Source organism: Bradyrhizobium sp. Mp27 (assembly GCF_029953005.1).
Taxonomy (GTDB): domain Bacteria; phylum Pseudomonadota; class Alphaproteobacteria; order Rhizobiales; family Xanthobacteraceae; genus Bradyrhizobium; species Bradyrhizobium barranii.
This window is the reverse complement of sequence record NZ_JASAUS010000085.1, coordinates 17341-39794: the sequence shown is the minus strand read 5'-3', so window position 1 is coordinate 39794 and position 22454 is coordinate 17341. Positions and strand designations below refer to the sequence as shown.

24 protein-coding genes are annotated in these 22454 nt (G+C 63.9%); 14 read left to right on the top strand and 10 right to left on the bottom strand.

The genetic code is table 11. The annotated features are described in order from the left end of the window. Positions 1-29 precede the first annotated feature (29 nt). Positions 30-566: a LysR family transcriptional regulator gene (locus QJT78_RS32310; RefSeq protein WP_281460407.1), complete on the bottom strand. Its 537-nt coding sequence runs from the start codon at positions 564-566 to the stop codon at positions 30-32. Between the two features lie 125 nt (positions 567-691). Between QJT78_RS32310 and solA the strand changes: the two genes are divergently transcribed. The 5 genes from solA (at position 692) to QJT78_RS32285 (ending at position 5138) form a co-directional block, all read left to right on the top strand. After that, positions 692-1804 (top strand): N-methyl-L-tryptophan oxidase, encoded by a 1113-nt coding sequence (gene solA, locus QJT78_RS32305; RefSeq protein WP_038944082.1) that lies wholly within the window; start codon positions 692-694, stop codon positions 1802-1804. 76 nt (positions 1805-1880) lie between these two features. Next, the gene (locus QJT78_RS32300; protein ID WP_028152112.1) at positions 1881-2693 is read left to right on the top strand and encodes a transporter substrate-binding domain-containing protein; all 813 of its coding nucleotides are present in this window, start codon (positions 1881-1883) and stop codon (positions 2691-2693) included. 98 nt (positions 2694-2791) lie between these two features. After that, positions 2792-3535 (top strand): amino acid ABC transporter permease, encoded by a 744-nt coding sequence (locus tag QJT78_RS32295; RefSeq protein ID WP_028152111.1) that lies wholly within the window; start codon positions 2792-2794, stop codon positions 3533-3535. Continuing rightward, positions 3532-4374: an ABC transporter permease subunit gene (locus QJT78_RS32290; RefSeq protein ID WP_038944083.1), complete on the top strand. Its 843-nt coding sequence runs from the start codon at positions 3532-3534 to the stop codon at positions 4372-4374. Before QJT78_RS32295 ends, QJT78_RS32290 begins: the two co-directional genes overlap by 4 nt. Before the next feature lie 11 nt (positions 4375-4385). Continuing rightward, positions 4386-5138, top strand: a complete 753-nt coding sequence (locus tag QJT78_RS32285) for an amino acid ABC transporter ATP-binding protein (RefSeq protein ID WP_028152109.1) — start codon at positions 4386-4388, stop codon at positions 5136-5138. Between the two features lie 42 nt (positions 5139-5180). Here the strand turns inward: QJT78_RS32285 and QJT78_RS32280 are convergent, their stop codons facing one another. Continuing rightward, the gene (locus QJT78_RS32280; RefSeq protein WP_028152108.1) at positions 5181-5420 is read right to left on the bottom strand and encodes a BrnA antitoxin family protein; all 240 of its coding nucleotides are present in this window, start codon (positions 5418-5420) and stop codon (positions 5181-5183) included. 3 nt (positions 5421-5423) lie between these two features. Then, positions 5424-6401, bottom strand: a complete 978-nt coding sequence (cysK, locus tag QJT78_RS32275) for a cysteine synthase A (RefSeq protein WP_028152107.1) — start codon at positions 6399-6401, stop codon at positions 5424-5426. A gap of 223 nt (positions 6402-6624) precedes the next feature. Here cysK and QJT78_RS32270 point away from each other — a divergent pair, with 223 nt between their 5' ends. Continuing rightward, entirely contained in the window at positions 6625-6843 is a 219-nt protein-coding gene (locus QJT78_RS32270; RefSeq protein WP_028152106.1) for a hypothetical protein, read from the top strand. Here QJT78_RS32270 and tgt read toward each other — a convergent pair whose 3' ends face one another. Then, positions 6844-7992 carry a tRNA guanosine(34) transglycosylase Tgt gene (tgt, locus tag QJT78_RS32265; RefSeq protein ID WP_038944084.1) on the bottom strand — a complete coding sequence of 383 codons (1149 nt, stop codon included), beginning with the start codon at positions 7990-7992 and terminating at the stop codon, positions 6844-6846. It lies immediately after the preceding gene. A gap of 242 nt (positions 7993-8234) precedes the next feature. Here tgt and QJT78_RS32260 point away from each other — a divergent pair, with 242 nt between their 5' ends. The 4 genes from QJT78_RS32260 to QJT78_RS32245 all read left to right on the top strand — a co-directional run bounded on the left by QJT78_RS32260 (position 8235) and on the right by QJT78_RS32245 (position 12382). Then, positions 8235-9389 (top strand): patatin-like phospholipase family protein, encoded by a 1155-nt coding sequence (locus QJT78_RS32260; RefSeq protein ID WP_049807784.1) that lies wholly within the window; start codon positions 8235-8237, stop codon positions 9387-9389. Between the two features lie 135 nt (positions 9390-9524). Then, positions 9525-10271 carry a TetR/AcrR family transcriptional regulator gene (locus QJT78_RS32255; protein ID WP_028152103.1) on the top strand — a complete coding sequence of 249 codons (747 nt, stop codon included), beginning with the start codon at positions 9525-9527 and terminating at the stop codon, positions 10269-10271. Between the two features lie 252 nt (positions 10272-10523). Continuing rightward, positions 10524-11126 (top strand): PepSY domain-containing protein, encoded by a 603-nt coding sequence (locus QJT78_RS32250; RefSeq protein ID WP_028152102.1) that lies wholly within the window; start codon positions 10524-10526, stop codon positions 11124-11126. Positions 11127-11344: 218 nt separating this feature from the next. Further along, a complete protein-coding gene (locus tag QJT78_RS32245; RefSeq protein WP_038944088.1) occupies positions 11345-12382 on the top strand; it encodes an aspartate-semialdehyde dehydrogenase in 1038 nt (345 codons plus the stop codon). A 99-nt stretch (positions 12383-12481) separates the two neighbouring features. Here the strand turns inward: QJT78_RS32245 and queA are convergent, their stop codons facing one another. Both queA and QJT78_RS32235 read right to left on the bottom strand, forming a co-directional pair. After that, positions 12482-13555: a tRNA preQ1(34) S-adenosylmethionine ribosyltransferase-isomerase QueA gene (gene queA, locus QJT78_RS32240; protein WP_038944089.1), complete on the bottom strand. Its 1074-nt coding sequence runs from the start codon at positions 13553-13555 to the stop codon at positions 12482-12484. Between the two features lie 13 nt (positions 13556-13568). Further along, positions 13569-14486 carry a LysR family transcriptional regulator gene (locus tag QJT78_RS32235; RefSeq protein WP_028154341.1) on the bottom strand — a complete coding sequence of 306 codons (918 nt, stop codon included), beginning with the start codon at positions 14484-14486 and terminating at the stop codon, positions 13569-13571. An 84-nt stretch (positions 14487-14570) separates the two neighbouring features. On the opposite strand from QJT78_RS32235, the gene QJT78_RS32230 reads away from it, so the two are divergent. After that, entirely contained in the window at positions 14571-15050 is a 480-nt protein-coding gene (locus tag QJT78_RS32230; RefSeq protein WP_049807785.1) for an ester cyclase, read from the top strand. Between the two features lie 75 nt (positions 15051-15125). Here QJT78_RS32230 and QJT78_RS32225 read toward each other — a convergent pair whose 3' ends face one another. Genes QJT78_RS32225 through coaD form a run of 4 tightly spaced genes read right to left on the bottom strand, consistent with a single transcriptional unit; the run spans position 15126 to position 17117 of the window. After that, a complete protein-coding gene (locus QJT78_RS32225) occupies positions 15126-15590 on the bottom strand; it encodes a peptidylprolyl isomerase (RefSeq protein ID WP_028154339.1) in 465 nt (154 codons plus the stop codon). Continuing rightward, on the bottom strand, positions 15587-15997 hold the full coding sequence (locus tag QJT78_RS32220; protein ID WP_028154338.1) for a hypothetical protein: 411 nt from the start codon (positions 15995-15997) through the stop codon (positions 15587-15589). The genes QJT78_RS32225 and QJT78_RS32220 overlap by 4 nt, the downstream gene beginning before the upstream one ends. A 9-nt stretch (positions 15998-16006) precedes the next feature. Further along, entirely contained in the window at positions 16007-16582 is a 576-nt protein-coding gene (locus QJT78_RS32215; RefSeq protein WP_028154337.1) for a peptidylprolyl isomerase, read from the bottom strand. 37 nt (positions 16583-16619) lie between these two features. After that, positions 16620-17117: a pantetheine-phosphate adenylyltransferase gene (coaD, locus tag QJT78_RS32210; RefSeq protein WP_014495113.1), complete on the bottom strand. Its 498-nt coding sequence runs from the start codon at positions 17115-17117 to the stop codon at positions 16620-16622. A gap of 249 nt (positions 17118-17366) precedes the next feature. Here coaD and QJT78_RS32205 point away from each other — a divergent pair, with 249 nt between their 5' ends. The 3 genes from QJT78_RS32205 to QJT78_RS32195 all read left to right on the top strand — a co-directional run bounded on the left by QJT78_RS32205 (position 17367) and on the right by QJT78_RS32195 (position 22454). Continuing rightward, positions 17367-17624, top strand: coding sequence for a hypothetical protein (locus QJT78_RS32205; protein WP_028153438.1), 258 nt, complete (start codon positions 17367-17369; stop codon positions 17622-17624). A 205-nt stretch (positions 17625-17829) separates the two neighbouring features. Next, positions 17830-19683, top strand: a complete 1854-nt coding sequence (locus tag QJT78_RS32200; RefSeq protein WP_028153437.1) for a KUP/HAK/KT family potassium transporter — start codon at positions 17830-17832, stop codon at positions 19681-19683. A gap of 467 nt (positions 19684-20150) precedes the next feature. Beyond that, positions 20151-22454, top strand: a complete 2304-nt coding sequence (locus QJT78_RS32195) for a TonB-dependent siderophore receptor (protein WP_049810320.1) — start codon at positions 20151-20153, stop codon at positions 22452-22454.

The following is a 22454-nucleotide window of genomic DNA, read 5'->3' as shown; positions in this document are numbered from 1 at the left end:
GAAGCTCTTGCCCGGGAAACAAACTCAAACTAACAGTCCCTTGTCCTGCCTCGCGGGTGGAGGAATTTGACTGACCACACCCGGAGGAATTTGAAGTGACCCGCGGGGCATGTGATCGCCGCGTCGATCATGCGACGAACCAGGGCCTCCGCATGAGAATGAGCAAGCCCCGACCATGCCGACAGGCTGAGCGCGATCGACCCCGTCATGAGCTCCTTGACGAGGTGGGCGCCGACCGTGCCCGCGTAGGAATCGACGAGGCCGAGCCTGAGATCGACACGTGCGGACTGCTCCGCCGCAGCCCGGAGCGTGCTGAGAAGCACGTCGAAGTCGCGATTCAGATCGAGAACGCGGTCTGCGAGGATGCGCCCTGCCCGGGTCGGCGTCAGCGGCCTGCGGCTCCGGTTGAAGAAGGCGACGCCGACGGCGGCTTCGGCACGCCTGACTGCCTGAGATACCGCGGATTGCGTCATCCCGAATTGGCGCGACGCCTCCAGCATGCTGCCGGAGTCCGCAACGGCAGCGACAATCTGCAGGCTTCGCAGGTCTGGAACAGGTGGCTGCATCTCGATGACTTAAGCAGAAGTCATATAGGGATGCAAATTCTCTTCATTCCATGAATTATCCTTGTCGGAGAGCCGCATCTGAAAGCAGAATTCGTGCTGTCCTAACAATTAAGCAGTCCCGATCCATGAGCGAGCAAGCGGATATTCTGGTGATCGGCCTCGGTGCCATGGGCAGCGCGGCCCTCTATCAACTGGCCAAGCGAGGGGTAAAGGCGGTCGGCCTCGATCGCTTTGCCCCGCCCCACACGATGGGATCCAGCCACGGCGAAACCCGCATCACCCGGCAGGCGGTCGGCGAAGGCCGCGATTACGTGCCCCTGGTGCTGGATACCCACCGGATCTGGCGTGAGCTCGAAGCCGAGACGTCTGCGCACCACGGCAAGCCGGATTTCGTCGCGCGCTCGATTGGAGCGGCGCGTGACTTCGGCATCGCTCATGAAGTGATCGACGGCCGGGAGGTCGCTCATCGCTTCCCGCAGTTCCTGAATCTCCAGGGTAACGAGAAGGCCTATTACGAGCCCGGCGGAGGATACGTTTTTCCGGAGCGCTGCATCAAGGCGCAGCTGACGCGCGCGGAGCAGCTCGGCGCAACGATCCGCACGGGAGTTGAGGTTCTCTCAATCGCGCAGCGAGGCTCCGCCGTTCGGGTGGAAACGTCCTCAGGCACATTCGAGGCGGACCAGGTGGTGGTGTCGGCCGGCGGCTGGAATGCCCACCTGCTCGGCGCGCCGTTTGACCGCGTGCTCACGGTGAAGCGGCAGGTGCTGCATTGGTACGAGCTCGACGATACCAGCGCGTACCGCGCCGACGCCCCTGTGTTCATCTGGATGCATGGCGCGACGGATGTCGACTACCTCTACGGCTTCCCGCCCCTGCCTGGCGATCGTCGCCTCAAGGTCGCGACCGAGCAGTACGAGACCAGCACGACGGCCGACACCATCGACCGCACCGTCGATCCCGCGGAATCGGCTGAAATGTACCGGAAGCACGTCGCGGGGCGGCTCGCCGGCGCCACGCCGCGCGTCGCGCAGGCGGCCGCCTGCATCTACACGGTGACACCCGATCGGGGCTTCATCATCGACCGCCATCCCGACCATGACAGGATCTGTGTCGTCTCGGCGTGCTCGGGCCACGGCTTCAAGCATTCGGCAGGTATCGGCAACGTCGTAGCCGGGATGGTGACCGACGGTCGAAGCGCGATCGACCTCAGCCCATTCTCCATCTCCCGTTTTTCGTGACGTTTGGCACGAGCCTTGTATCTTGAACAAGCGCGCGCAGCGCGCGTCGTGATCACAATCCTGGAGGCGTCATCCGATGAGAGATATTGTCCGTTCCATGATGACAGGCATCGCGGCGCTGCTGATGCTTGGCAGCGCCCAAGCCGCCGATGGCGTCGATGCCATCAAGCAGCGCGGCACGTTGAACGTCGGCGTCAAGGCTGACTACAAGCCCTTCGGCTTCCGCGATCCCACGGGAAACGTGGTCGGCATCGAGCCGGATCTCGCCGCAGACATTGCCAAGCGCCTCGGCGTCAAACTCGAACTCGTTCCGGTCGCAGCCTCCAACAGGATCGAATTTCTTCAGCAGGGAAAGGTCGACCTGCTGATCGCGACCATGTCGGACAGGCCGGAACGCCGTCGCGTGGTTCAAGCCATCGAACCGCTATACTACTCGGACTATGTGAACATCCTTCTCAACAAGAAGTCCGGCATCAAGGACTGGGCCGAGCTCAAGGGAAAACCCGTCTGTGCAACGTCGGGGGCCTGGTACAACAAGGACGTTGCCAAATCCTACGGCCCCGAAATCGTTGCGTTTGACGGCTCGGAGAAGCCTCTGTTCGCCATGAAGCAGGGCAACTGCATCGGCTATGTCTACGATCAGACCTTCCTGCAGGGCAAGCTGCTCGAGGACGAGTGGAAGGCGGACTACGACTTGCCCCTGAAAGGTATTTTGCCATCGCCATGGATGATCGCTGTCGCGCTCGATAATGCCAGCCTTCAGAAGCTGCTCGAAGACACGACAAAGGACTGGATGAAGACCGGCTTCATCGTGGCAGCGGAAAAGAAGTGGGGCATTACGCCGACCGAGTATTCGCTGCTCATGCACGAGCAATACAAGGACAAATAGACGCGCAGAGCGGAGCGCCAGATCCGTCTTGCGCTCCGAACAGGTCGAGCCAATGCACTGATACGAGGCATCGCCTCAACAGTTTGGTGTCGCGCAAAATGCACGCAATCGGCGACTGGTTTCAACGGCTCTACGAAACGACGGGGCTGAATTTCTCCGTATTCTATGATGCCTACGATTGGGACCGCTATTTCGGCGGGCTCAAAATGACGTTGCTTCTGAGCGTCACGACCATCCTGATGAGCCTCATCGTCGGCGCGGTCGGCGCCTTGCTGCAGGGCAGTCCGTCCATGCTGCTGCGGTTGCCCGTCAATGCTTTCGTGGTGGTGTTCCGCAACACGCCGCCGCTGGTCCAGATCTTCTTTTTCTATTTCGGCCTCGGCACCATGCTCCCGGCGGTCGAGGCGGCGGGCATGCGCGTTCCGCTGCTGCGCAACGTCCAATGGGCCATCATCTCGCTGTCACTGTTCGCGGCCGCCTTCAACGTCGAAATCTTCCGCTCCGGTATCGAAGCGGTGCCGAGGACGACGCTGGAAGCCGCGGAGGCGCTCGGATACACGCGCCTCAAGGCTTACATCCATATCGTCCTTCCGCTGGCCATTCGCGTCTGGCTTCCCGCATTGAACAACAACCTCGTCAACCTGCTGAAGACGACCACCCTCGCCTACGCGATCGCTGTTCCCGAGACGCTGTATGCGGTCAAGCAGATCTGGTCGGAATCGCAGAACGTCTTCGAAATGATGGTCGTATTGCTGGCGACCTACGGCATCCTTGTCGGCGTCCTCGTCTGGCTGATGCATCGCTGGGAGCGGGCGATGCGCATCCCGGGATATGCCCGATGAAATGCGCCCAGCCCGAGCACAGGCTTGCCGTCCTTCTGCCGTACCGTCCCGCGCCGGCCCGGATATCCGTTCGGATCGGTCCGCTGGCGGCCGCGATCCTTTGTTTCTGCGCCATCATGGCCGCGTCCACCGCGTGGGCGCAGACCGGACCGGCGGTGCTGTCCCCACTGCAAGTCATCGTGAAGTGGTCGCCGCTGCTGCTGCGCGGGTTCGCCTTCAACATCCTGATCTCCCTGTTGGCCACGCTGCTGGGGACCATCGCCGGGCTTGGCCTGGGTCTGGGGTTGTTGTCGGAGTTTCGACCGCTCGCCGCCGTCAGCTGGCTCCTGACTCAATTCTTCCGCAACGCACCCTGGCTGGTGCTGCTGTTCTTCGTCATGTTTCTGGTGCCCTTCCAGGTCACCCTCTTCAAGACGACCATCCCTTTGCCGGACTGGATCAAGGCGACGGTGGGCTTCGCATTGCCCGTTATGGCGAATGTCGCCGAGGTCGTGCGCGGTGCCGTCCGCTCCATTCCGTCGACGCAATGGGAGGCGGCGGAATCGCTCTCGTTCACGCGGCGCCAGACGATGTGGCTGATCATGCTGCCACAGTGCATCAAGCGGATGCTGCCGCCATGGATGAACGTCTATGCGCTGGTCGCGATGTCGACGGTGCTGGCATCGATCGTCGGCGTTTCGGAAATGCTCACCCTGACGGCGCAGGTGCATGCTGCCGAAGGCGGCAGGCCGGAGCTGTTCGCGCCGCTCTACGGTTTCGCGCTGCTGTGTTTCTTTCTCTACTGTTATCCGATCAACCTCTGGACCGCTCGTCTCGAGCGTCGGTTCCGCATACGCTGAGGAAGCAGAGCATGGCCACGAGCTGGACTCCGGATCAGCCCATCGTCCAATGCGTCGACGTCAGAAAGTCGTTCGGAGCTCTCGAGGTTCTGAAAGGCGTCAGCCTTTCGGTCAAAAAGAGCGAGGTGATCTGTATCATCGGCCCGTCCGGATCAGGAAAATCCACGCTGATCCGCTGCATCAATGCGCTGCAGCCGATCACGTCCGGCAGCATTCAGATCGAAGGCATCGAGGTGTCCGATCCCAGGCTCGACAAGCTGGCGCTGCGCCGCAAGGTCGGGATGGTCTTCCAGCAGTACAATCTTTTCCCGCACAAGACGGCGCTTCAGAACGTGATGATGGCGCCGATCCATGTTCTCGGCCAGAAACGTGCCGAGGTCGAAGCGCGCGCCCGGGCGCTGCTCGTCAAGGTGCGGCTCGCGGGGAAGGAGGATACCTATCCGGGTGAACTCTCCGGCGGACAGCAGCAGCGCGTGGCCATCGCCCGCTCGCTGGCGATGCGACCGGACATCATGCTGTTCGACGAAGTTACGGCCGCCCTCGATCCGGAAACGGTCAAGGAGGTCCTGGTCACCATCCGGGAGTTGGCCGAGGACGGCATGACATGCCTCCTCGTCACCCATGAAATGAACTTCGCGCGTGAGGTCGCCGATCACGTCTACTTCACCGACCGCGGTGTGATCGTCGAGCACGGGCCGCCGGAAGCCTTGTTTACGGCGGCCAAGGACGAGCGAACGCAGCGGTTTCTGTCGCAGGTCCTCTGAGTTCGCCGGCGCGCCGCCCTTCGGCGCCCCTGGCAGGAGGCGCTACTTCCCCGCCGCCTTGCGCAGCGCCTCGTTGATGCGGTCCTGCCAGCCGGGACCGCCCTGCTGGAAGAACTCCAGCACGTCCTGGTCGATGCGCAGCGTGACCTGCTCCTTGATTCCCGGCGCCACATTCGGCTTCGGTGGCGCCACGGCGACCTTGGCGGTCACCTTCTTGAACGCCGCCTCGGCCTCCGACCGCGCATCTCCAAGCGTGCGCGGCCGTCTCGGTTGATCCGTCATGTCCTAGATTCCCTCAAACAGAGCCGTCGAAAGATACCGCTCGGAGAAGGACGGCACTATAGCCAGAATAGTTTTTCCCGCAGCTTCCGGCCGCGTGCCGATCTGGAGCGCAGCTGCGATCGCCGCGCCCGAGGAGATGCCGCCGGGAATGCCCTCATGCCGCGCCAGAGCCCGGGTGGTCTCGATCGCGGTCGTCGAGTTGATCTTCACGATCTCGTCAATCACCGAGCGGTCGAGGATGTCGGGCACGAAGCCGGCGCCGATGCCCTGGATCTTGTGCGGCGTGTGCTGGCCGCCTGATAGCACCGGGCTTTCCTCCGGCTCGACCGCCACCACCCGCAAGGAGGGTTTGCGCGGCTTGAGCACCTGGCCGACGCCGGTGATGGTGCCGCCGGTGCCGACGCCGGCGACGAAGATATCGACGTTGCCGCCGGTGTCGTTCCAGATCTCCTCGGCGGTGGTGCGACGGTGCACCTCGGGATTGGCGAGGTTCTTGAACTGCTGCGGCATGACCGAGTTCGGCGTCGTCTTCAGGAGCTCCTCGGCGGTCGCGATCGCGCCCTTCATACCCTGTGCCGCCGGCGTCAGCACCAGCTCGGCGCCGAGAAAGGCCAGCATCTTGCGCCGCTCGATCGACATCGATTCCGGCATCACCAGCTTGAGCCGGTAACCGCGCGAGGCCGCGACGAAGGCGAGCGCGATGCCGGTGTTGCCCGAGGTCGGCTCGATCAGCACGGTGTCAGGCTTGACGACGCCGGCCTTCTCCATCGCGATGATCATGGCCGCGCCGATGCGATCCTTCACGCTCGCGGCGGGATTGAAATATTCAAGTTTTGCCAAAATCGTCGCGTTGACGCCGTGCATGCCCGGCAGCCGCTGCAAGCGCACGATCGGGGTGTCGCCAAAGGCGTCGACGATCGAAGAGTAGATCCGGCCGCGGCCGGGCTGGTGCGCTGCACCCGTGTTGGACGATGCGTCCATGATGAACTCCCTGTGACGACAATTTCTGTTTCTGCAGCGTCTCTTGCGCAGTAACGGACAGCTTGGGACGACACGCAAGCGACAATGCGGCACATGTTAAATACGCTGCATCGCAAAATCGCGTGAGCTGTAATTAGCAGAAAACCAACGCATTTGTGTTGCGGCCTCGTCAACTGATTCGGTCTATGTTAGACTTAGGTCTCAAAGCAGAGAGGTCACCACGATGTCAGCAGTCGCTGAAGTGTTGTCGACCGTCGCACATCACCGCGCCCCGCGTTGCAGCGAGTTGCCGACCTGCGCCGTCTGCGCCGACTCGATGGTCGCCGCCGAAGCATCCGCCTACATCTCTGACCATATGATCAGCTATCTCTGGACCTGCGACAATTGCGGCTACGGCTTCGTGACCAAGCACGCCGTCAAGCAGCGGATCGTCTGCAACTGACTAGCGCGGGGTGATGTCGCCCCTCGCCCAGTCCTGGCGCGTACGCTGGTAGAACTCGTCGAACGTCCCGTGTGCGATCGCGTCCCTGATGCCCTGCATCAGGAACTGGTAGTAGGCGATATTGATCTCGGAGAGCAGCATGGCGCCCAGCGTCTCGCCCGCCTTGACGAGATGATGCAGGTAGGCGCGCGCGTAGTTGCGCGCCGACGGCCAGGAACTCTCTTCGTCGAGCGGACGCGGATCGTCGGCGTGGCGCGCGTTGCGCAAATTGACCTGGCCGAAGCGCGTGAAGGCAACGCCATGACGGCCATTGCGCGTCGGCATCACGCAATCGAACATGTCGATGCCGCGCTTGACCGCTTCGAGGATGTCATCGGGCGTGCCGACGCCCATCAGGTAGCGCGGCCGCTCTCTCGGCAGCATCGGTGCGGTCTCGTTGATCATCGCCAGCATCACCGCCTGGGGCTCGCCGACGGCAAGTCCGCCGATCGCATAGCCGTGGAAGCCGATTGCGACGAGGCCTTCGGCGCTGGCGTGACGAAGCTGCGGCACGTCGCCGCCCTGCACGATGCCGAACAGCATGTAACCGTCGGGCGCACTCTCGAATGCGCGCTTGCTTCGCTCGGCCCAGCGCAGCGACAGCCGCATCGCCCGCTCGATGTCGTCCCGCTCGGCCGGCAGCCGCACGCATTCGTCCATCTGCATGGCAATGTCGGAGCCTAGGAAGCGCTGCACCTCGATCGAGCGCTCCGGTGACAGCTCGACCTTGGCGCCGTCGATATGCGAACGGAATGTGACGGCGTTCTCGGTGACCTTGCGCAGGTCCGACAGCGACATCACCTGGAATCCGCCGGAATCCGTCAGCATCGGCCCGTTCCAGCCGGTGAACCGCTGCAGGCCGCCGAGCGCCGAGATCCGCTCGGCGCCGGGACGCAGCATCAGATGATAGGTGTTGCCGAGCACGATGTCGGCGCCGGCCTCGCGCACCTCGCGCCAGTGCATGCCCTTCATGGCGCCGGCGGTTCCGACCGGCATGAAGGCCGGCGTCCGCACCACGCCATGCGGCGTGGTCAGGCGCCCGGTGCGCGCGGCGCCATCGGTGGCGAGCAGCTCGAAATGATTGGGTAGACCGGTATCGGGAAGATTCATGGTCGTGCTTATTGCGTGTCGGAAGAGGCTGATCAACCCGCCCGGACCACGCCACAGCCGGCTTATGGCTCAGACCGGGACATATTTGACGCCGACTTGATCGCCCGGCGCGCTTGCCAAACAAAACGATAGAGTGTAGTTTTTGCGCGGGGCTGGACGAGATGCCGCGGTGAATTTGCCGGCGGCAGTAGTTGCGTGATCGCCAGCCACCGACAATGCCCTCCGCTTCATGTTCGACCGAAATGTCCGGCCCCTCGCGCGGCTGGATCAGGCAGACAGGCGCCCGCCTGACCGGATTCCTGGTTCTGGCGTGCAGCCTGGTACTCGGCGCCTGCACCTCCCTGCCCCGCACGCCCTATACGGCCGCTGAGGCCAGCACGTCGCGGGTGCTCGATATCGACGGCTTGCGCCGCTACGCCGACGAGCCCGTCACGAAATTCAGCTTCGAGAAGGACACCAGCACCGCGACGAAGTCCTATCTGGCGCTCTCCGGCGGCGGCGCGGACGGCGCCTATGGCGTCGGCGTGCTGAGCGGTTGGACCGCTGCCAGAACCCGTCCCACCTTCTCGGTCGTCTCGGGCGTGAGCACCGGCGGCCTGATCGCACCCTTTGCCTTCCTCGGCTCGCAATATGACGACACGCTGAGGGAGGTCTACACCAGCGGCATCGCGGAGAGCCTCCTGAACGATCCCAGCATCATGCGTGTGCTGTTCGGGTCCGGCCTGTTCGGCAATACGCGGCTGCGCGAGCTCGTCGCACGCTATGTCGGGCCGGAGATCATGGCGCAGGTCGCGCGTGAAAACGCCAAGGGCCGAAAGCTGCTGGTGGTGACCACCGATCTCGACACCCAGCGGACCGCCATCTGGGACATGGGCAAGATCGCAGCGGTCGGAACACCCGAGGCGCTCAAACTGTTTCGCGACGTGATGGCGGCCTCCGCCAGCATTCCCCTGGTGTTTCCGCCCATCATGATCGACGCTGAAGGCGAGGGCCGCAGATTTCAGGAGATGCATGTCGACGGCGGCGTGACGGCGCCGGTGCTGACGCTGCCGGAAGCCCTGCTCTCCCAGGACCGCCTGCCCGGCAACGCGCGGATGAACATCTACATCCTCGTCAACAAGAAGATCGAACCCAATTTCGAGCTCGTGTCCAACAGCACCATCGACGTCGCCTCGCGTAGCCTGTCATCGATCACCCAGTCGCAGACGCGCTCGATCATCTTCTCAACCTATGATTTCGCCAAGCGCAACCGTCTCGGCTTCCACCTCTCCTACATCGCACGCGATTATCCCGCGCCGCCTTCGGAAGGGTTCGACACCGCCTATATGCGGGCGCTGTATCAGTACGGATATGAGAAGGCTGCCTCCGGCCAGGCCTGGACTTCGAAGCTGCCGTGATCTCTCGTGACGGAACGAGACCGCGCCGAAACCGTTGACGATATGGCCAATTCGGCCAGATTCGCGATGACGCCCCCGCTCCTGCGCGATATAGAGCAAATGACGACGATTAGAAGCGCGCAGGAATCATTGGGCATGGGATTGACTGCGACCAAGACAAAACCGGCAACGCCACGACGCGAGGTGCCGAAATCACGCGGCGGCCGTCCGACGAAAACCGCTGCGATCGAGCGCGATCAGCGGCTGATCGAGGTCGCCACCCGCCTGTTCCTGGATCGCGGCTTCGACGCGACCTCGCTCGACGCGGTCGCGGAAGCGGCCCGGGTCAGCAAACCCACCGTCTATTCCCGTTACGGGGACAAGCGCGGCCTGTTTGCCGCCGTGCTGAGGCGCGAAATCGCGCGCTGGCTTGCGCCGCTATCGGCAGCCGCCGAGACGCAGCTCTCCAGCGCCTCGGACATTTCGGTCGAGCAGAGGCTGGTCGAGATCGGGCGCGAGATGTTGACCTTCACCTGCGGGCCCGATGCCGTCGCATTCAGCCGCATGATGACGTCGCAGGCCATCAACTTCCCCGACATCGCCAAGCTCGGCAAGGAGGAAGGCTGGCTGAAGGCCGTCGCCACCACGGCCCGCTTCTTCGACCGTCTGGTGGCGCAGGGCGCACTCGACGTCGACGACACCACGATCGCGGCAGAGGTGTTCCTCGATGTCGTCGTCGGCCACACCCACCGCCTGGCGACGTTCGGCACGGCGCTGGAATTGAAGGCCGCCGAGAAGCGCATGCGCGCGGCGATCAAGCTGTTCCTGGCCGGTGCGCTGGGACCCGCAGACCGCATCCAGAGCGCCGCAAAGGGCACACAGCGGCGGCGCCCGTCCCGCTGACAATTCCGTGAGGTCGCGACGTTTCCCCCTTCGAGGTTACGCCCGCGTCATTGACCAAAACAAAACGATACGGTATGGTTTAGTTATAAGCGATACGGACCGCTTTTTCACCAGCCCCAAAGGGGCTCGTACCGCCCAAGATCGCCGTGCCGGGTCCAGCCCGCTGCGACGCTCCGCGGCCGGCCGATGCCCAAGGCCGGCCGCGAATTCTTTACGATCATCCGGCACACTCGCTGGCCGAGGGTTTCGAGCATGACGATAGCCAAACGATTGACCGCGCGATTACTTGCGATCGCCTTGCCCGCGCTGCTCCTTGCCGCGCCGGCGCAGGCGATCGTCACCACGGGCACGCCAACCGCGCTTCACGGCGACACAGATGGTGATGCCGAAGCAGACCGCCAAGCGGTCAGCCGCGAAATCGAACGATTCCGCAGCTCGTCGATCTCGATCAGCCAGGCCATGGCGATTGCGGAAGCCCGTCATGCCGGCGCCACGACAGCGGATGTGAGTTTCGACGGAGCCTCCGGCGTGCCGGTCTACCGGGTGAAGACCCTGCACAACGACCGTATCTGGCGCCACACCATCAACGCCGCCACCGGCGAACTCGTCGGCGGTGAAGCCGCCCTCCCCCTCGCCGAGCTCGATCTCGACGACCGCAGCAACCTCGCAGCGCTCGGTGCCATCAAGCACCGCCTTGCGGATGCCGTGCACGTCGCCGAACGTGCGGCCTCGGGCAAGGCAATCAGCGGCGGACTGGTGCGCGAACGCGGCCGGCTGAATTTCGCGATCGTCGTCATCAGCGGCGACAATCTCAAGGAGGTCATCCTGGAGCCGCCGGGGGCCCGGGCGAAATAGCGGCGGCCACAATCCCGCCGAAAAGCCATTGACGGACGCGAAACTCTCCCGCATAAGTCGCCGCCATGTTCACGACCACCAAACGCACGACTAAAACCACCACGGCCTTCGGGGCCCGGGGAGGCGTGCGCGCGTAGGTCGTCGACTTAAACGCAATCCACTCTACCGAAGCTCCGACCTCTGGTCCGGGGCTTTTTTGTTGTCTTCAGCTCAATGCAATGGAGGAGAATGTGAGTAACGATCCCGTCGTCGCGATTGTCGGCGTCACCGGTGCGGTGGGCGCCGAATTCATCGCCACCATGGACAAGCGCGGCTTTCGCGTCGGCAAGCTCAAGGCGCTCGCAAGCGCCCGCTCGGCCGGCAAGACGGTGTCGTTCCGCGGGCAGGACGTCGTCATCGAGGAATTGACCGAGCGCGCTTTCGAGGGCGTCGACATCGCGCTGTTCTCGGCCGGCGGCAGCATCTCCAAGAAGTTCGCGCCAATCGCGGTCAAAGCCGGCGCCGTCGTGGTCGACAACTCCTCCGCCTTCCGCATGGACCCCAACGTGCCGCTGGTGATCCCCGAGATCAACGCCAACCGCATCCGCGACCACAAGGGCATCATTGCCAACCCGAACTGCGCCGCCATCACCGCGCTGGTGCCGCTCTGGCCGATCCACCAGACGAACCGCATCAAGCGCGTCATCATCTCGACCTACCAGGCGGCCTCCGGCGCCGGCGCCGCCGCGATGGACGAGCTCGTCGAGTCCACCCGAGCCAATCTCAACGGGCAGGTCTATACGCCCAAGGTGATGCCGCACCCCTACGCCTTCAATCTCTTCAACCACAACACCGCCGTCGATCCTGAAACCGGCTACAACGACGAAGAGACCAAGGTCATCAAGGAAACCCGCAAGATCTTCGAGGACGAGAAGATCGCGATCGGCGTGACCTGCGTCCGCGTACCGGTACTGCGCGCCCATTGCGAGGCCATCACCTTCGAATGCGAGAAGCCGATCAACGAGGACCAGGTCCGTGCCATCATGGCGCAGGCGCCCGGCGTGAAGCTCGTCGACGACCGCGTAAAGAACTACTTCCCGATGCCGATCGACGCCTCGGGCCAGGACGACGTCCTGGTCGGCCGCATCCGCAAGGATCTCAGCGATCCCTCAGGGCATTCGATCTCGATGTTCGTGGCGGCGGACCAGCTGCTCAAGGGCGCCGCGCTGAATGCGGTGCAGATCGCGGAGCTGTTGCCGCAGCGCGTGATGGCGTAACGGAAGGTGCCGTAGGGTGGGCAAAGCGAAGCGTGCCCACCAATCGACCTGAAATACGCGGATAGACGGTGGGCACGGCGCTACGCGCCTTTGCCCACCCTACGGCTCGGCGCGAAACAACAAGCACGCATCCCCGTACGAATAAAACCGGTACCCTTTCGCGATCGCGTGCGCGTAGGCCTGCTGCATCGCTTCGAGCCCGGAGAACGCCGACACCAGCATGAACAGCGTCGACTTCGGCAAATGGAAATTGGTCAGCAGGATATCGACGGCACGGAAGCGATAACCGGGGGTGATGAAGATCGACGTCTCGGCCGCGAACGGCTGGATGGTGCCGTCCTCGCTGGCCGCGCTTTCGAGCAGCCGCAGTGACGTCGTGCCGACGGCGATGATGCGCCCACCATTCTGCCGTGCGGTGTTGAGCCGCTCCGCCGTCTCGGCCGAGATCGTGCCCCATTCGGCATGCATCTTGTGGCCTTCGGTGTCGTCCACCTTCACCGGCAGGAAGGTCCCTGCCCCGACATGCAGCGTGATGCGGTTGATGCCGACGCCGCGGTCGCGCAGCGCCTGCTCCAGCGCCGGGGTGAAATGCAGGCCCGCGGTGGGAGCCGCGACCGCGCCTTCGTTCGCAGCAAACATGGTCTGGTAGTCCGCGAGGTCCTGATCGTCGGGCGTGCGCTTCGAGGCGATATAGGGCGGCAGCGGAGGGCTGCCGAGATCTTCGATCGCCTGATCCAGCGCCGGGCCGTGAAACGAGAATGACAGTGTCACTTCGCCTTCCGCGCCCTTGGCCTCGACCTCGGCGTCGAGATGGCCGAGCAGGCAGACCTTGCCCTCATTGCCGAAGCGGATGCGGTCACCGGCAATGAGCTTCTTCGCGGGCTTCACCAACGCCTGCCAGCGCGAGCCATCGAGGCGCTTGATCAGCGTCGCCTCGATCTTGGGCTCGGTCTCGCGGCCGATGCGGCGGCCCTTGAGCTGCGCCGCGATCACCTTGGTGTCGTTGACGACGAGCTGGTCACCGCCCTTCAGCCATTGCGGCAGCTCGGAAATGAGCTGGTCGCGCAGCGCGCCACCTTCCACGACCAGCATCTTCGCGGAGTCGCGCGGGCTCGCCGGGCGCAACGCGATGCGTTCGGCGGGCAGATCGAAATCGAAGAGATCAGTACGCATGTGTCCTGTGCTTCTAAACGGCGAAAGTGCGTCTGGCGATCGGACGGAGCCGGTCGCGCAACCAGATCATGCCGGGATCGCGGCTGCGGCCGCTGCACCACACCATCGCATGCGGCAGCGGCGCAATCGCAAACGGAACCTCCGTGCTCGCAAGATCGTAAGCGTCGACCAAGTCCGCCATAGCCGCCGATGGCAGCGTCGCCAACAGATCGGACCGGGCCAGGATCGGCGCGATCGCAGGAAAATGCGGCACCCATCCGGCAATCGTCCGCGTCAGGCCGGCGGCTGCGGCGGCAACGTTGACCGGGCTTCTCACATTGTCGCCGATCCGCACCGCAAGATGCGGCCAGCGCGCCCAGTTCGCGGGCCCCCATTCCGAGAATGCCGGATGATCGCGCCGGCCGAAGCAGCGCCAACCCAGCGCCCCGATCGCCTCGCCCGCCACGCTCTGCGGCCATTGCAGTTCCGACGGCACGATCGCGAGGTCGACCTGGCCCTCCGCGACGTCAAGCAGGGTCGGCGCGCGTGGCGTGGTCCACTCGACCGACACCAACGGCGCCTCCTTGCGCACCCGCGCGAGCAGTTCGGCAAACAGCGCGAGCGCAAAATCAGGCACCGCGAGCCTGAACACGCGCTGTGAATGCGCTGGATCGAACACCTGCGTCGGCGACAGCACGCGCTGAATACCGCTCAGCATCGGCCGCGCCTGCTCGATCAGATCGAGCGCGAACGCCGTCGGCTGCATCCGCACCCCGCCCTTAACCAGCAGCGGGTCGCCGAACTGGCTGCGCAGCCGGGACAGGGAATGGCTGATCGCCGACTGCGTCCGCCCCAGTCGCTCCGCCGCGCGGGAAACGCTGCGCTCGACCATCAGAACATCGAACACGACCAGCAGGTTGAGGTCGAACCGGCGTAAATCGATTTCATTCATGAGCAGGCATCATTACTCATTGGATTAATTATCCAAGCCGGTTCATAGCACCGCCCGCCTCTTAAACAAATCACTGGAACCAGCATGAAATGGATATTTGCGGCCTGCGCCACCATTGCCCTGTCGGCCTGCCCGGCCACCGCCGAGATCAGCACGGAGGCGGCTCGCGCCAGCGTCGCGCCGTTCTACAAGGCGCTGAGCGCCGAATTCGCCAACGACAGCCCCGATTTGATCAGACAGTCGACGGCCGCGGACTGGGTATCCTGCCGCGGCAACAATGTCTGCAACACGCGTGACGAGGTCATCGCGGGCATCGGCCAGCGCCTCAAATCCGTTCCCGACCTGAAATGGGAGATCAAGGACGTGCTCGTCTCCGGCAACCAGGTCACGATCCGCGGTGAAGCGACGGGCACGCCCGCGGCCGACTTCATGGGCGCACCGCATAGCGGCAAATCGTTCAAGGTGATGTCGATCGACGTGCACACGCTCGAGGGCGGCAAGATGGTCCGCTCCTATCACATCGAGGACTGGATCGGCGCCGTCCGTCAGCTCGCGACGAATTAGCGCTCAGCCAGGAATCAGAACGGGATGACGATGACCGTCATCCCGTTCCAGAAGCTTCACGACGAATGCGCGATGTCAGGCCGCGTCCGCGGCCATCCGCGCCTTGACGATCTTGTCGGGGTTCTGGACGGGCTCGCCGCGCTTGATCTTGTCGACGTTCTCCATGCCCTCGGTGACCTTGCCCCACACCGTGTACTGGTTGTCGAGGAAGCGGGCGTCGTCGAAGACGATGAAGAACTGGCTATCGGCGGAGTCGGGGCTGGCGGCACGCGCCATCGAGGTGACGCCGCGCACATGCGGTTCCTTGTTGAACTCGGCCTTCAGCTTCTTGCCGGAGCCGCCGGTGCCGGTGCCCTGCGGGCAGCCGGTCTGCGCCATGAAGCCCTCGATCACGCGGTGGAACACGATGCCGTCGTAGAAGCCCTCGCGGACCAGTTCCTTGATGCGCGCGACGTGGCCGGGCGCGAGATCGGGCCGCATCTCGATGGTGACGGGGCCCTGCGTGGTCTCGAGGATCAGGGTGTTTTCGGTGACGCTCATGCTCGTCTCTCTTGCGTTGGGGGTGAAGTCTTCCGGTTACGGAACTGGATCGCGAATGGACGTCCCGCGGCGGCGCCGGCCATTGCATCGGTAAATGGCATCGGCGTGCAGCGTTGCAGCGCCTCCATCACCGCGACCCGGTATTGCAGCCGGTCATTGTCGGAGGCCTCCGCGGATTCATAGGTAATCCTCGGATGGCCCAGAATGTTTCCGGCCCGGTTAAAGCTCACGACGACGGTGATGTCGATAGGGCGAGCCTTGTTCGGCGGCGGCGGCTTCCAGCAGGTCCGCAAGTGCTGGAAGATGTCCTGGATGGTGTTGACCTCTGCGTCCCCGGCGGCCGCGCCGGAAACGCCTGAAAGCAGCAGCGCGGCAGCCAGCAAGAGCGTATTGCCACAGCGCACCATGTTCTCATCCTATTTGATGTCAGAAGCGACCTGGACCTTCACCATCTTGTCGGGATCGGTGACGGCACCGCCGGCCGAACCGGGCGGTGCCTTCTTCAGCTTGTCGACGACGTCCATGCCCTGCACGACCTCGCCGATCACGGTGTACTGGTTATCGAGGCTGCCGCCGTCCGCGAACATGATGAAGAACTGCGAGTTGGCGCTGTCGACGCTGTCGCCGCGCCGCGCCATCCCGACGATGCCGCGGGCGAAATGAACCTTGGAGAATTCCTGCTTCAGGTTCAGATATTTCGAGCCGCCGGTACCGTTGAATTTCTCGCCGTCGCCGGTCTGGGCCATGAAGCCGTCCATCACGCGGTGGAACGGCACGTTGTTGTAGAAGCCCTCGCGCGCGAGCTGCTTGATGCGCTCGGCATGCTGAGGCGCAATGTCGGTCCGCAGCTTGATGACGATGCGGCCCTTGGTGGTGTCGATGACAATGGCGTTGGCCTTGTCGAGATTGGCCGGCAATTGCTGCGCCACCGCCGGGACCGCGCTGAAGAGCGCGGCAAAGATCGTGGCAAGAATTGCGAGACGACGGATCATGAGAACTCCGGATCAGGTAGGATGAAGAATTGCGCCGTTATCCGGCGAATTTGGCCTTGAGCAGGTTGGCGACGAGCGGCGGCACGAAGGTCGAGATATCTCCGCCCATGGCCGCGATTTGACGCACCAACGTGCCGGTAATTGGGCGGACGGCCGGAGAGGCCGGCAGGAACACGGTTTGGACGTCGGGCGCCATGGCGCCGTTCATCCCGGCGAGCTGCATCTCGTAGTCGAGGTCGGTGCCATCGCGCAGACCCCGAATCATGACAGTCGCGCCGTGCCTGCGTGCCGCAGTGACCGCAAGATCGTCGTAGGTCACGGCATCAAGGGTGCAGCCGACCTGGGCTGCGACAGGCCCGCAGACGTCATGGAGCATCTTGAGCCGCTCCTCGGTTGAGAACAGCGGCTTCTTGCCGGGATGGACCCCAATCGCGACCACCAGCCGATCGCACAGGGGGACACTGTTCCGGACCACGTCCAGATGGCCGTTGGTGATGGGGTCAAAGGAACCCGGGTAGAAGGCGATACGCGGCATGACCCCGTCCTACCGCGCCCGGCCCGGCCCGGCAAGCCAGACGGGTTCCCTGCCGGTTTTTCGGCAGCGCCGAGTCGGAATCCCCCGAATTGTTTCGTCCTCGGGACGGCCATGAAACAAAACGAAGTGCGAACGAAACCATTTCGGGCGTCCGCGAAGACGTCCGGAAACTGGCCATGGTTACTAATCCACCCAACGAATGACGGGCCGCACAACTGGGCGTAGCGGCCGCATCACAGGGGACCGTCAATGATCAAGACCATCTCGGCCATCGCTATTGCTGCGTTCGTCGCTGCTGCCCTCACCGTCCTTCCCGGTTTCGCTCCGTCCGTCGAAGCAAGCGTCCCGCAGCCGCTGGCCAAGAGCGACCGCCTCGATATCCGCACCATCGGCAAGGACTGCTCGCAGCAGGCCTGGCCGAACTTCGAGGCGTCCTGCCTGCGCCAGGCCGGCACCAAGGCCAACATCCGCGAGGCCCGCCTCGTGACCGCTGACCGGACCCCGTAGTCGAGGCTGTCAGCTTCGCGTCATATAAACCCCGAGATAAATCCCGAGGATAAATCCCATGGATATTTGCGACGTCTCGTCGCAGACTGTCTGATGCTCGCGCCCGTCGGAATGGCCCGGCGGGCGCGATCCCATCGGGGGGTCGACATTGTCCAGTACGCCCGCAGTCGTTTCCGGCCATCACCCTGCCCCTCTGCCGATTGCCATGACCATGGGCGCCCTCGGGGTCGTCTATGGCGATATCGGCACCAGCCCCCTCTACGCCCTGAAGGAAGCCGCCAAGGCAGCTGCCCATGGCGCAACGGTGACTCCCGAAGCTGTCCTGGGAGTTGCCTCGCTGATCCTCTGGGCCCTGCTGCTGATCATCTCGCTGAAATATGCGCTTCTGATCCTGCGCGCGGACAATCGCGGCGAAGGCGGCATCGTCGCGCTGCTGGCGCTGCTGCATGCCCGTCACGCCCAGTCCGGCACCTGGCGCGCGCATCTCCTGGTGGTCGGCCTCGTCGGTGCCGCTCTCCTTTATGGCGACGGCGCAATCACCCCGGCGATCTCGGTGCTCTCGGCCATCGAAGGCCTCAAGGTCGATGCGCCTTCGCTCGCGCCGGTCGTCGTGCCCATCACCGTCGCCATCATGATCGGGCTGTTCATGATCCAGAAGCAGGGCACGGGCTTCATCGGCCGCATCTTCGGGCCGGTGATGCTGGCCTGGTTCTTCGTGCTGGCCGCGCTCGGCGTCCACGGCATCGTCAAGGCGCCGGCTGTGCTCGCGGCACTGAGCCCGCTCTATGCCTTCAACTTCCTGATCCACCAGGACTTCCACATCTCCTTCGCGATCCTCGGCGCCGCCTTCCTGGCGGTGACCGGCGGTGAAGCCATGTACGCCGACATGGGGCATTTCGGCCGTTTCCCGATCCGGCTCGCCTGGTTCGCGATCTGCCTGCCCGCGTTGGTGCTGAACTATTTTGGGCAGGCCGCGCTGCTGATCACCGATCCCACGATGATCGAGAACCCCTTCTTTCAGCTCTGCCCGGACGCCCTGCACTATCCGCTGGTCGCCTTCTCGGCGCTCGCGACCGTGATCGCCTCGCAGGCGATCATCTCCGGCGTGTTCTCGCTGACGCAGCAATCGATCCAGCTCGGCTTCCTGCCGCGCATGCAGATCCGCCACACCACGAGCCATGCGATGGGCCAGATCTACGTGCCGCTGGTGAACTGGCTGCTTGCGGCCGCGACGCTCGGCGCGGTCCTGAGCTTCGGCAGCTCGGACGCGCTCGCCGGCGCCTACGGTATCGCGGTGTCGCTGCTGATGGCGATCACCACGCTGCTCGCGGCCCTGGTCGCGATCCAGTGGGGCTATTCGCCGTGGATCGTGGTCGCCGTCAACGGCTTCTTCTTCGTGATCGACGTGATCTTCTTCTCCGCCAATTCGATCAAGCTGTTCGAGGGCGGCTGGTTTCCGCTGCTGCTCGCGGCCCTCGTCGCCTTCATGATGCTGACCTGGCGTAGCGGCGTGAAGCTGGTCGAGGCGGCGCGCGCGAAGCTGCGCCAGCCCGAGGAGGACCTGATCGAGACCGCGGTCAACAAGTGCCGGGCCAGACTGCCCGGGACCGCCGTCTTCCTGGCATCCGCACCGCGCGGCGTGCCGCTGGCGCTGACGCAATTCGTCAAGCACAACCACGTGCTGCATGAGCGCATCGTCCTCGTCACCGTGCTGATCGAGGAATCCCCGCACATCACCGATGAAGACCGTGCCGAGGTGATCGAGATCATCCCCGGCATCACCCGCGTGGTCCTGCACTACGGCTTCATGCAGAATCCGACGATCTATGCTGGCCTGACGCTCGCCTGCCGCCAGGGCAAGCTGCCCGGCATCGACCTCTCCGACATCACCTACTATGTCGGCCGCGAGACCATCATCCCGAGCGAGGACATTCCGGGCATGTGGGTCTGGCGCGAAGGCCTGTTCGCCTTCCTCCAGCGCAACGCCGAACGCTCCGCCGCGTTCTTCGGCGTGCCGACCAGGCAGGTGGTGGAGTTCGGGACGGAGCTGGAGATCTGATCGTCGTGCGGATCGCCCGTTCAGGGCAAGGCAGGCTTCGCACCACGCGTCTCGATGAGATGCCGATCACCGACAGGTAGAGCTCGTTACGCCCGCTTACCCGGGAGTGTGCGACATTCGCGCGCACCTCGATCTTGTCTGGCCCATCACCAGCCATACGCAGCAACAAATTCCAATGCTTTGTCGATCAGTTAGCTTCGCTTTTTTAGAAGTTCTAAGAATGCCTCCAATTATGACGTTTCGAGTGATTCAAAATTCGTCCAACTCGACGCTCGCAGTGTCGCCATCTAACACGCGCGCGGGTGCGAAGTCGCGTGAGGTCAGAAGGATCATCCCGCCGGCGCGGCGATCGCCGGATGGGGCGCTGACATGGAATGCGATGGACACGGCCTGCGTGGTCGTGCGGACTATTTTCAAGGAACACTTTCAAGAGCACAGCCAGCGCACTCACGCTGGGCTGCTTGCTGATGGCCGTCACGCCGGTGAACGCGCAGAACACCGGCCAATCCGGTGCATCCGCGTTGCCGCCGGTGACGGTCGACGCACCCGTTCAGCGCGCGCAACGTCCGGTCCAGGTCCGGCGCAACGCATCGGAGCGGCGCAGTGCGAGCCAGCGGTCCGCTCAACAGGCCAACCGTTCGACAGTACAGCCGGAGCCCCAAGCGCTGGTGGGAACAGCAGCGCGCGTCAACGCCGGCACCAACGGGTTCGTCGCCACCCGCGCCTCCGGCGCCACCAAGACGGATGCGCCGATCATGTCGACGCCGGCGTCGATCGCCGTCATCACTCGCGACGAAATGAATGTGCGGCAGGCGCAGAGCATCCGCGACCTCTTGCGCTACGCGCCAGGAATCTATTTCAGCAACGATACCGATTTCCGCTTTCAGAACGTCAGCGCGCGCGGCTTCAGCCTCGAAACATATCTGGACGGGCTGCGGCTCCAGGGCGGACCGTTCGGTGCGCCGCGGGTGGATCCCTATTTGCTCGAGCGCGCCGAGGTGATCACCGGGCCGGCATCAATTCTCTACGGCGCCGCCTCGCCCGGCGGCATCCTCAACCTCGTCAGCAAGCGCCCGACTGAAAATCCGTTCGGAGAAGTCTCCCTGCAAACCGGCTCGTTCAACCGGATCCAGGGCGCCTTCGACGTCGGCGGCCCCGTCGACAAGGACAAGACGCTGCTCTACCGCGTCACCGGTATCGGCCTCAACGCCGACACCCAGGTCGACAATATCGGCGAACAAAGATTTTCGATCGCGCCGGCCTGGACGTGGCGTCCGAGTATCGACACCACCATCACCTTCCTGACGAGCTACCGGCAGGACCCGAAGGGTGGTGCCTTCGCGCTCTTGCCGATCCAGGGCACACTGGTGCCGGGGACGTTCGGGCAGATCCCGCGCAATTTCTTTGCCGGCGATCTCAACTACGAGACTCTCAAATACAAGCAGGCAACCGCCGGCTACGAGTTCGAGCATCGTTTCGACGACGTCTTCACGGTGCGCCAGAACATACGCTACCTGCACAATGAGCTCAGCTATGTCGAGGTGCAGCCCGGCGGGTTCACGACGACGGGCGCGGGCGCCACGCTCCGGCTGGTCGACGGCCGCACGATCAACCGGAGCTACTTCTCGACCAACGAGAACCTCGACACATTCGCTGCCGACAACCAGCTCCAGGCCAAGTTCAACATGGGACCGTTGCAGCATACGGTCCTCGCAGGGGTCGACTACCAGCGGTTCGACTTCAACAATCTCGCCCGCTTCGCGGCCACCAACACGCTCGACATCCTGGCGCCGAATTACACGCAGAACATCGCCGTCCCCACGGCGCTCTTCCAGAACCTCGACCAGCACCTGTCGCAGCGCGGCCTCTACGTCCAGGACGAGGCCAGGCTCGGCCGGCTCACCGTCCTCGGCGGAATCCGCTACGACTGGGCCGAGGGCAATACCCTGGCGCAGAACACCGGCGTTCGCGTCCTGAACGACGACCAGAAGCCAACCGGCCGCATTGGCGCGATCTACAATTTCGACAACGGCATTGCGCCCTATGTCAGCTACTCGACCTCGTTCCAGCCGACCTCGGTCGGCACGCTGCTGAACGGCCAGCCGTTCAAGCCGACCACCGGCGAGCAGTATGAAGGCGGCGTGAAGTATCAGCCGGTCGGGACCAATCTGATCTTCACGGCCGCGGTCTACGACCTGAAGCAGCAGAACGTGGCAACGGTCATCAGCGGCCCCGGCATTCCCGCCAACACCACGGCGCAGGTTGGCGAGGTCAGCTCGCGCGGGTTCGAAGGGTCCGTCGTCGGCAGCCCCCTGCCAGGCTTGAGCCTGCGTGGGCAGTACTCTTATCTCGACAACCGGATCAGTTCGCCCCAGGACGTCAATTTCGGCAAGCGGCTCGCCAACGTCCCGATGCACACCGCCTCGCTCTGGGCCAACTATCTGGTGCAGGGCGGTCCTGCCACCGGTTTCGGCTTCGGCGGCGGTGTCCGCTACGTCCACGACATGTACACGACCAACGCCAACAATCTGACGGTTCCGACCATCGTGCCGGGCGTCTTCCTGCCCGCCGCCACCGTTCCGTCCAGCACGGTGTTCGATGCGGTGCTGTCCTATGATTTCGGGATGCGGTATCAGCAGTGGAAGGGCCTCAGCGCGGCGGTGAACGTCAACAACGTGTTCGACAAGACCTATGTCTCGTTATGCACGGCCGGCGGCTGCCGCTGGGCGCTGGGGCGCACGGTGCTGGCGACGCTGACCTACCGGTGGTGA